This window comes from Nisaea nitritireducens, assembly GCF_014904795.1.
Lineage (GTDB): Bacteria > Pseudomonadota > Alphaproteobacteria > Thalassobaculales > Thalassobaculaceae > Nisaea > Nisaea nitritireducens.
In genome coordinates, this window is the sequence record NZ_JACZFS010000029.1 from 42606 (window position 1) to 52082 (window position 9477).

Genomic DNA, 9477 nt, shown 5'->3' on the forward strand with positions numbered 1-9477 from the left:
CGTCAGGCGCCCAGCGGCCGGAGAAGTTCCCGGCTGATAATGTGACGCTGAATTTCCGAGGTGCCGTCCCAGATCCGCTCAACCCGGGCATCGCGCCAGAACCGTTCGATCGGGAAATCGTCCATCAGCCCCATGCCGCCATAGATCTGCAGCGTGGCGTCTGTCACCCGTGCCAGCATCTCCGAGGCGTAGACCTTGGCGCTGGCGATCTCCCGGTTGGCCGGCAGCCCCTGATCGAGCCTCCAGGCCGACGCGAGTGTCAGCCAGTCGGCCGCGTCGATCTCTGTGATCATGTCGGCGAGCTGGAAGCTGATGCCCTGGAACTTGCCGATGGCCTGGCCGAACTGCTTGCGCTCGGCGGCATAGGCAAGTCCCATGTCGAAGCAACGCCGGGCCCGGCCGACGGCCATGGTGGCGACCGTGATGCGGGTGGCGTAGAGCCATTCGTTCATCACCTCGAACCCGCCATCGACCTCGCCCAGAACCTGGGCGTCCGGCAGACGGCAATCGTCGAATTCGAGGATCATGTTCTTGTAACCGCGATGGCTGACGGACTTGTAGCCGTCGCGGATGGTGAAGCCCGGCGTGCCCCGGTCCACAAGGAAGGTCGTGATCCGCTTTTTCGGGCCGCGCGGGGTGTCGTCCTCACCGGTCGCCACGAAGACGATGATGAAATCCGCATGATCGGCGCCGGAGATGAAATGCTTGCTGCCGTTCAGCACCCAGTCGCCGCCGTCCCGCTTCGCCGAACAGGTCATGCCGCGCACGTCAGACCCGGCCCCCGGCTCCGTCATGGCAAGCGCATCCATCCGCTCGCCCTTAACCGCCGGGGTCAGGTAACGCTCGATCTGGTCACCCTTGCAGGCCATCAGGATATTCTGCGGACGGCCGAAGAAATGGGTCAACGCCATGGAGCCACGGCCAAGCTCACGCTCGACCAGCGCGAAATCGAGATGGTTCAGCCCGCCGCCGCCAACCTCTTCGGGGAAATTCGAGGCATAGAAACCGATATCGAGGCATTTCTGCTTGATCGCCTCGGCCAACTCCGGGCGCACCTCGCCAGTCCTCTCCACCTCGGCTTCATGTGGATAAATCTCGGTCTCGACGAAATCCCGCACCGTGGAGACGATCATCTCCTGCTCTTCGCTCAGCCCGAAATGCATCAGAGCACCTCCGACGGATCCGGTTGCGGCAGCGTGGCATGAGCCGCCGCAAGGGCTTCGAGCTTTTCCAGAACGGAGGCATCCGGCACAGAAGAACTGCGGGTGGTCAGATCCACATGGATCATAAGCTGCTCGCCCGTCGCCAGCTCCTCACCCGCTTCGTTCTTCATCCGGTGGAAGACGCGATATTTCTTGCCCTTGCCTTCAAGCACCTGACTGTCGACATGAATGCGCTGACCGGCGAGGGTTTCGTTGAGGTAGCGAATGCGGCTGTCGACCGTGAAGTAGCTTTTGCCGCTATCGATATAGGCGGTATCCGCACCGACCAGCTTCATCATCGCGTCAGCCGCGTCCGAGAAGACCTGGCCATACCGGCTCTCGTTCATGTGGCCGTTATAATCGGTCCAGTCGACCGGCACGATCCGGTCCACGGAGCGCACCAGCGCGCCTTCCGTCGCCGGTTTGGCCAGCGTGCCTTCATGTTCGGCGATCAGCTTGCCGACGGCGGCGCCCTGCCCCTTCAGCGCTCGCATCATGGCGACGAGGTTGTTATCCCGCAGCCGTTCCAGTTCCCGGATCGACAGTGCGCCGGACTGGGCGTCGGACTGGTCCGCGATCTGTTTCACCAGATCGTCGGTCAGCTCCGGCACGTCCATCAGCTTGGTCCAGGGCCATTGCAGGCACGGGCCGAACTGGGCGATGAAGTGGGCCATGCCCGCTTCGCCGCCAGCAATCCGGTATGTCTCGAACAGGCCCATCTGCGCCCAGCGCAGGCCGAAACCGTAGCGGATCGCATTGTCGATCTCTTCGGTGGTCGCGACACCGTCCTTCACCAGCCAGAGCGCCTCCCGCCAGACAGCTTCGAGGAAGCGGTCGGCGATATGGGCGTCGATCTCGGCCCGGACCCGAAGCGGGTAGCAACCAACGGAACGCAACAGGCCCTCGGCCTTCTCGATCACTCCCAGGTCCGCCCCCGGCCCCGGCACCACTTCGATCAGCGGCAGCAGATAGACCGGGTTGAACGGATGGGCGACAAAGATACGTCCCGGATTTACAGCCCCCTCACCCAGCTCCGAGGGTTTGAAGCCGGAGGTGGAAGAGCCGATCGGCGTCTGCACACCGGTGGCCGCCTCGATTTCCGCGAAGACCTTGTGTTTCAGGTCGAGCCGCTCGGGCACGCTCTCCTGGATCCAGTCAACACCGGTGACCGCATCCGCAATGGTCTCGACGTGGCTCAACGTGCCTTCCGCCGGGAGTGCGGTCTCGTACAGCATCGGCAGGGCGTGCCGGGCATTGCCCAGTACTTCCGCCATTTTTCGCTCGGCTTCCGCATCCGGATCGAACAGCCGGACGTCCCAACCGTTCAGCAGGAAGCGCGCCGCCCAAGCGCCACCGATGACGCCGCCGCCAATAATGGCGGCTGTTTTGCGTGCAGCACTCATTTCGGGGCCCGCTTCACGAGGCCGAGCTTCTTGCGGACGGCATCCGGGCCGATCACGGTCGCGCCGAGATTTTCGATGATGGTGACCGCCTTCTCGACCAGCTGCGCGTTGGTCGCGAGCTGTCTCTTGGCGAGCCAGAGATTGTCTTCCAGGCCAACGCGGACATTGCCGCCAGCCAGCACGGAAGCGGCGACATAGGGCATCTGGTGCCGGCCGAGCGCGAAGGCCGACCAGTTCCAGTCAGCCGGCACATTGTTCACCATTGCCATCAGCGTGTTCAGATCGTCCGGCGCGCCCCACGGCACGCCCATGCAGAGCTGCACCAGGGCGGGGCTTTCCAGCACACCGTCATCGACCAACTTCTTGGCCAGCCAGAGATGACCTGTATCGAAAGCCTCGATCTCCGGCTTCACGCCGAGCTTCGTCATCATCGAGCCCATCGCCTCGAGCATGCCGGGCGTGTTGGTCATGACGTAGTCTTTTTCGGCGAAGTTCATGGTGCCGCAATCGAGCGTGCAGAGCTCCGGCAGGCACTCGGCGATATGGGCGACACGTTCCTCGGCACCGATCATGTCCGTGCCCTCGACCAGCGGCAGCGGCTGGGACGGGCTGCCGAACACCAGATCGCCGCCCATGCCGGATGTCAGGTTCAGCACCATGTCCACCTCGGCATCGCGAATACGGTCTGTCAGTTCGCGATAGAGCTTCAGGTCACGGGCAGGCGCACCGGTTTCGGGATCGCGCACATGGCAATGCACCACGGCCGCACCCGCCTTGGCGGCGGCAATCGCGCTCTCGGCGATCTGCTGCGGGCTGCGCGGCACATGCGGGCTGCGGTCCTGCGTGCCTCCGGAACCGGTTACGGCACAGGTGATGAAAACCTCGCGGTTCATGTCGAGCGGCATCGCAAACTCCCATAAGCAGTCTTTCAAACGCCGCCAGCCTAGGATGCGTTGACAGAAGTCATCATGCCGTTTTAGCTCTTTATCATGCCCATTTGGATCAATCAGAGCGACGGCACCCAGGAAATCGCGGTCCTGCTGTTCAACCGCTTTTCCAATTACTGCCTCGCCAACACCGTCGAGCCGATGCGGGCCGCGAACGATGCTCTCGGCCGCACCGCCTATCGCTGGCGCCTGCTTAGCCTCGATGGTGGGCCGGTCACGTCCTCAAGCGGCATGCAGCTGATGCCCGACGGCAAACTGTCGGACATGCCCGGCGGCGATGCATTGTTCATCCTGCCAAGCTACGCCTACCGGACCTACGGCACGCCTGCCTGCCTCGACGCGCTCCGGGCGGCCGCACACCGGTTCGAGACGCTGGCCGGGCTTGATGCGGGGAGCTGGTTGCTGGCGGAGGCGGGCCTGCTGAACGGCTACAGTGCGACCATTCATTTCGACGAGTTCGAGCGCTTTTCGGAACGCTTTCCGGACGTGACCGCCGTCCGGGAGCGCTGGATCGTCGACCGGGACCGGATGAGTGCAGGCGGGGCCACGACCGCTTTCGAGCTGATGCAGCACCTGATTGCCTCAACACACGGCGCCGCAATCTCCATCGAAATCGCCGGCCTTTTCATGCAAGGAGACGAGAATGCCGGCGCGCGCGGAGGGACGACGCCAGGTGACCGCCGGGTGCAAAGGGCGCTGACAGTAATGCGAGGCAATCTGGAAACACCGTTATCCGTTGCCGATTTGGCCCGCGCTGCCGGATGCCGGCAACGCGATCTGGAAGACCGCTTCCGCCGGGCCTTCGGAGCAACGCCGAGGACCGTCTACCGTCAGCTCCGCATGGCGGAAGCACTGCGGCTGGTGCGCGACGGCGATCTCTCGATTGCCGAGATTTCCCTACGCTGCGGCTATTCCGATCCGAGCGCTTTCACACGCGCATTCCGCGCCACGCACGGCCGGGCGCCCCGCAATCTCGGGGCATGAGGGCTAAAGCCTTATCCCACAGTGAAGAAATTGCGACAAAACATCTCAATCCATGATGCGTCTTCCAATTTTCCGCATCTCCAGCTATGCATGCCGAACAATCTGACCTTCCGCCTTACCCCCTGATTCCTTGGGTTATCGCTGCTGCTCCCGACACGGGGCGCGGCTTGCTTCAGTACTGACAGGTGTTAAATGCACAATAAAAATGCGCCTCTAACCCGCGTCGAGCGATCGCTGGCGCCGGACGAGTTGATCGTCACCAAGACGGATGTCGCCGGAAAAATCCGGTACGCAAACCGGACATTTTACAAATTCGCCGGTTACACGCCTGCCGAATGCATCGGCGTGCAGCACAACATCATCCGCCACCCGGAGATGCCGCGCGCGGTGTTCAAACTCTTGTGGGACACCATCAAGGGCGGAGACGAGATCTTCGCCTACGTGAATAACAGGGCGAAGAACGGCGATCACTATTGGGTCCTCGCCCATGTGACCCCGAACTTTGGCGCGAACAAGTCGATCATCGGCTATCACAGCAACCGGCGCGCGCCGAACCACGACGTGATCCGCGAGCATATCCAGCCGCTCTACACACAGCTGCTCAAGATAGAGCGCAGTGCCGGCAGCCCGAAGGATGCCCTGGCAGCCGGCGAAAAGCATGTCCTCGACCTTCTCCGCTCGAAGAACATGTCATTCAACGAACTCATGTTTGCATTGGGGGTTTAGATGTTCGGATCAGCCAGCACCAAGGACGTCAAGGCCGCCATTCCCGTCCTGAAGAAGCTCGTAAAAGGTGATTTCGATCAGCGGATTACCCAGATCTCCGGAAATTCGGAGACAGCGGAACTGCTCCACCTGATCAACGATCTCGTCGACCGCTGCGATTCCTATCTTCGGGAATCCGCAGCCTGCATGTCCCATGTCAGCGAGAACAAGTATTACCGCAAGATCATTGAGACCGGGATGCAGGGAGACTTCCTGAACGCATCCCGTTCCGTCAACACCGCCCTGGCGGCAATCGACAAGCGGGTCCAGGACTTTTCCGGTGCGACCGCTGCCTTCGAGGCGACCGTGCAGAGCATCGTCGAGACTGTCGCCTCCGCGTCGACCGAGCTGATGTCCTCTTCTGAGTCGATGCAGAATATCGCGTCGGACACGAGCGAGAGGGCGACCTCAGTGGCCGCTGCCGCCGAGGAAGCCTCGGTCAATGTCCAGTCCGTTGCCTCGGCCTCGGAGCAGCTCTCGTCCTCGATCACGGAAATCAGCCAGCAGGTCTCGCACGCATCCAGCGTCGCCAATGACGCCGCCGCTCTCACGGGTCAGGTGACCCAGCGCGTGGACAGTCTGGAACAGGCAACCGCGAACATCGTCGGCGCCCTCAAGATCATCAGCGAGATCGCCGAACAGACGAACCTGCTTGCACTCAACGCCACAATTGAAGCTGCGCGGGCCGGTGAAGCTGGCAAAGGCTTTGCCGTGGTTGCAAACGAGGTCAAGGCGCTGGCCAATCAGACCAGCGGCGCAACCGAGGAAATCAACGGCTTCGTCCGGAGTATCGAGGAAGCAAGCAAACACACCATCACCGGTATCCGCGACATCTCCACCCAGGTAAACACGATCAGCGAAGCGAACGCAGCCGTCTCCGCTGCGGTGGAGGAACAGTCCGCCGCCACGCGGGAAATTGCCGGCAATATCGAGCAGGCCTCAGCTGGGACCACCGAAGTGACGGAAAACATCACCGCGGTCACCGCGTCGGCACAGGAAACCAACCGCACGGCACACGAAGTGAATGGTGCGGCGACCGAACTGTCAGTGCAGGCGGAATCATTGAGATCCGTCGTCGGCGATTTCCTGAACAGGGTTCGGACTGTAGTCTGATTTCCATCCTTCTGGGGTGGAGTAAATCTTCAACCCGCTGAGGAAAGGACGGCTCTGACGAAGTCGGTCTTGCCGTCAGCATAGCCGGCACGTGCCCCGCCAAGCGCATCCACAAGATCGTGCTTGAGTGAGGCATAGCGCTTGCAGAGTTGAGCATCTTGTCTAAGAGCATCGCGGAAAAGTAATTGATCGCGACAGTCCGGATCGTCCGGTGCATATAAGTGAAGATTGTGAGTCCGAATATCAGTCCCTCGGAGACGGATGAAAAGACGGCCGCTGCGGATGCCCCGATCGATATAGCCCAAGCGTACAAGCGCTGCCGCGATGCGGTTTTCATGAATGGGCAAGGCACGGACAGCGATATCGAGGATCGGCTTCGCCGATAGTCCTGGAACAGCGGTGCTTCCGATGTGGTCAACAGTCAGTTCGAGTTCCGGCACGGCCGCGCAGATGCTTGCGCACTCCTCTTCGAATAGCCCGGCCCACACGGGATCATACCGCATAATGGCAAGTGTTCCCTGCCGCAGACCGATCGACTCGCCGTCATCACGCATCGCGGTGTCACAGCTCCTGCCTTGGTGTTGCGCGGCATCCGGCAACGTAACTGAACGACCTTCCTATCCGCCAGAGCCGTTTCACCGGGATCTGAATGCGCACATAGAAGATTGATCGCGTCAGACGATTATATCCTCATATCGGCGCTACCTGCTTTCCTGTGACAGAGTCCGACGAAATCTGCGAGAGTTCGCATTACGCGACCTTCAAGGCTTTCCCCAAGGCTAAATATCTTTGAATTTCTTGAGGAAAGCATCAATTGCTTCAATAACTTTCTTTTCGGCTTCATCGACGCTTTGCATCTGTTGCATCACGTCTCTTGCTGCAACGGCCGCGTCGGCTGAGGCCGATTCAACACCCCCTATATTTTCATCAACAGCCGATACACGTTGAGCCGTATCAAGCATGTTGCCGGTGATCTCTGACGTCACGGCGCCTTGCTCTTCGGCGGAGGCAGACATGGTCGTTGCTTGGTCACGGACAAGCTCGATGGCCTGAGTGATCCCGAGAATGGAGGAAACATTCTCCTGGACAGCATTGGTGACATTGTCGACTTCTGTGCCTATTTCCTCAGTGGAACTGGTTGTCTGGTTTGCTAGTTTTCTGACCTCTTCCGCGACAACAGCAAAACCGCGCCCGGCATCTCCTGCCCGGGCCGCCTCGATAGAGGCGTTCAGAGCAAGAAGGTCGGTTTTGTTGGCAATGTCTTTGATTAAGGTGACCACACCGGCGATCCGTTGTGTTGCGGTTTCCAGATGCTGGAGCGAAGACGTCGCTACGTTCGCCCTTTCGGACGCATCATCAGTGAGGCTTGAGGTCTTAGTCACGCCTTTGACAGTCTCTTGAATAGAGGATGCCATTTGATCCATCGCGGCCGCGACGACGGAAACATTTTGAGCTGCCGCAACCGAGTTTTCTTTGACAACAGAACCTTGACGGCTTGTTGCTTCCGCCATTGTGACCATCGATTCCGCTGCAATCTTGGACTGTTTTGACGCTTTATGCAGAGCATTCATCGCGCCGACGACGGTTTCATGAAAATCTCTGCCGAGTGCCTGAACAGGACGCAGGAGATAAACACCCAAACCATAGCCGCAAGCCAAGATGAGCAGGCTGAACGCACCAAGTCTGATAAGGGCGTCGCTGACCGAGGCATAGGCATCCGCCATCGCCTCTTCATCCCTGACGGAGAGGATGATTTTCCAGTCAAGCCCAGGCAGGCTCACCTGCTCAAACCCGGCGATTACCGGTACACCTCTATGATTTTCCGCGGCAATAAGTCCTTCCGAACGACCAAGGGCCTTTGTGACAACTTCGCTGGACAAAGATGACCCAATGGCAAGGTTGTCAGCGTTCTCCGGAACGGAGCGGAGTTGCCCGTTTGACCCGATAAGGAAGGTTTCGGCGGTCTCGAAGCCCGCAATTTCCTTGTTTACAATAGCGTTGATACGATCGACCGGCATCTGGAAAGCAATAATACCGATCAACTCGCCATTGTCCTTGAGGGGCGCAAGCAAGAATGAGGCATCCTGATTGTATGATGGCTCGTAGGGTTCGAAGTCTACAAAGACGAGGCCATCCGACTGATCGCGAATAATTTGTTGAACTGCACGTCCAAAAGCCGAGCCGCTGTAAGGACCGTCAACGAAGGAGGTGCCATAATCGAGCTCTTTGAAGACAGAGTAGACGATACGGCCTTCTTTGGGCTCGAACAGAAAGATGTCGTAGAACGCGAATTCTTCCAGGTACTCTTTAAAAAATGGGTGATAGAGCTGATGCAGGCTTGAGTATCGACTCGTATCGTCAGCCGCCATAAGCAGGTGTTTCTCACCAATTTTTCGGGGATTGTCCGAAATGTAAAGGTGTTGAAGCTTCTCCGCGACCGGGTCGATCTTCATCCATCGGGCCAGATCGGCCGACGTGGCCCCTGTTGTGTTTTCCTGTTGATAGAGATAACGCTCCCTTAGGTTCCGGGTGCGTACGGCAACATCTTCAGACGTGTCTAGCTGGTCAACAGCGGCGGTAAAAACCCGCGTTGCATCAGTGACGACTGGATTAATTGCAAGCGTGCGGGCAATGCTGAGAAGTGTTCCAAAATAGGTTTCGACCATCTCCCCTTTCAGGTCGATGACGGAGGCGATTTCTGCACGGGCCGCTTCTTCGGCCATGTTGTACGTGCGGGAGATATCGAACACGGAATTTACGATCATGGGCAGGATACCCGCTGCCAGCAACGCACCCATGATCTTGTGTTTGAATTTCATGGCCGATGGATCACATTCTGATTTTTTACCAAGAGTCATGGACTTAGCAGGTTTCGAGATGACATTCACGCTGAAAGGACGACACTGGAACCGGTAAAACGGAGCCCGTATGCCGACATACCGGCACGCCCATTTGATAACAATGCCGCCGGACAATCACGTTAGCTGTCTCAAAGCCAGGCTTTCACCCGAGAGCTTGGCTTTTTATTGCGCGCCACTAATTCTGAACAATAGAAAACGGCCC

The 9477-nt window shown here is 59.2% G+C and carries 8 protein-coding genes; 3 read left to right on the top strand and 5 right to left on the bottom strand.

Annotated elements, in window-relative coordinates; all coding sequences use genetic code 11:
* Positions 1–2: 2 nt before the first annotated feature.
* The 3 genes from IG629_RS10390 to IG629_RS10400 are packed head-to-tail and all read right to left on the bottom strand — an operon-like array spanning position 3 to position 3510.
* Complete coding sequence (locus IG629_RS10390; RefSeq protein ID WP_193171881.1) at positions 3–1163, bottom strand: acyl-CoA dehydrogenase family protein; 1161 nt, start codon at positions 1161–1163, stop codon at positions 3–5.
* A complete protein-coding gene (locus IG629_RS10395; RefSeq protein WP_193171882.1) occupies positions 1163–2605 on the bottom strand; it encodes a carnitine 3-dehydrogenase in 1443 nt (480 codons plus the stop codon). Before IG629_RS10395 ends, IG629_RS10390 begins: the two co-directional genes overlap by 1 nt.
* Complete coding sequence (locus IG629_RS10400) at positions 2602–3510, bottom strand: BKACE family enzyme (RefSeq protein ID WP_193171883.1); 909 nt, start codon at positions 3508–3510, stop codon at positions 2602–2604. The genes IG629_RS10395 and IG629_RS10400 overlap by 4 nt, the downstream gene beginning before the upstream one ends.
* Before the next feature lie 84 nt (positions 3511–3594).
* Here IG629_RS10400 and IG629_RS10405 point away from each other — a divergent pair, with 84 nt between their 5' ends.
* From IG629_RS10405 to IG629_RS22945, 3 genes are all read left to right on the top strand, one after another.
* Positions 3595–4536 (top strand): GlxA family transcriptional regulator, encoded by a 942-nt coding sequence (locus IG629_RS10405; protein ID WP_193171884.1) that lies wholly within the window; start codon positions 3595–3597, stop codon positions 4534–4536.
* A 192-nt stretch (positions 4537–4728) separates the two neighbouring features.
* Positions 4729–5262, top strand: coding sequence for a PAS domain-containing protein (locus IG629_RS10410; RefSeq protein WP_193171885.1), 534 nt, complete (start codon positions 4729–4731; stop codon positions 5260–5262).
* Positions 5263–6414: a methyl-accepting chemotaxis protein gene (locus tag IG629_RS22945; protein ID WP_193171886.1), complete on the top strand. Its 1152-nt coding sequence runs from the start codon at positions 5263–5265 to the stop codon at positions 6412–6414.
* A 29-nt stretch (positions 6415–6443) separates the two neighbouring features.
* On the opposite strand, the gene IG629_RS10420 is transcribed toward IG629_RS22945, so the two are convergent.
* Positions 6444–6968, bottom strand: coding sequence for a GrpB family protein (locus IG629_RS10420; protein ID WP_193171887.1), 525 nt, complete (start codon positions 6966–6968; stop codon positions 6444–6446).
* A gap of 225 nt (positions 6969–7193) precedes the next feature.
* A complete protein-coding gene (locus IG629_RS10425) occupies positions 7194–9272 on the bottom strand; it encodes a methyl-accepting chemotaxis protein (RefSeq protein ID WP_193171888.1) in 2079 nt (692 codons plus the stop codon).
* Positions 9273–9477 lie beyond the last annotated feature (205 nt).

What these genes read in the sequence shown, in the direction of transcription:
- IG629_RS10390 (WP_193171881.1), bottom strand. Translation starts at nt 1,163, where the DNA reads ATGCATTTCGGGCTGAGCGAAGAGCAGGAGATGATCGTCTCCACGGTG.
- IG629_RS10395 (WP_193171882.1), bottom strand. Translation starts at nt 2,605, where the DNA reads ATGAGTGCTGCACGCAAAACAGCCGCCATTATTGGCGGCGGCGTCATC.
- IG629_RS10400 (WP_193171883.1), bottom strand. Translation starts at nt 3,510, where the DNA reads ATGCCGCTCGACATGAACCGCGAGGTTTTCATCACCTGTGCCGTAACC.
- IG629_RS10405 (WP_193171884.1), top strand. Translation starts at nt 3,595, where the DNA reads ATGCCCATTTGGATCAATCAGAGCGACGGCACCCAGGAAATCGCGGTC.
- IG629_RS10410 (WP_193171885.1), top strand. Translation starts at nt 4,729, where the DNA reads ATGCACAATAAAAATGCGCCTCTAACCCGCGTCGAGCGATCGCTGGCG.
- IG629_RS22945 (WP_193171886.1), top strand. Translation starts at nt 5,263, where the DNA reads ATGTTCGGATCAGCCAGCACCAAGGACGTCAAGGCCGCCATTCCCGTC.
- IG629_RS10420 (WP_193171887.1), bottom strand. Translation starts at nt 6,968, where the DNA reads ATGCGTGATGACGGCGAGTCGATCGGTCTGCGGCAGGGAACACTTGCC.
- IG629_RS10425 (WP_193171888.1), bottom strand. Translation starts at nt 9,272, where the DNA reads ATGACTCTTGGTAAAAAATCAGAATGTGATCCATCGGCCATGAAATTC.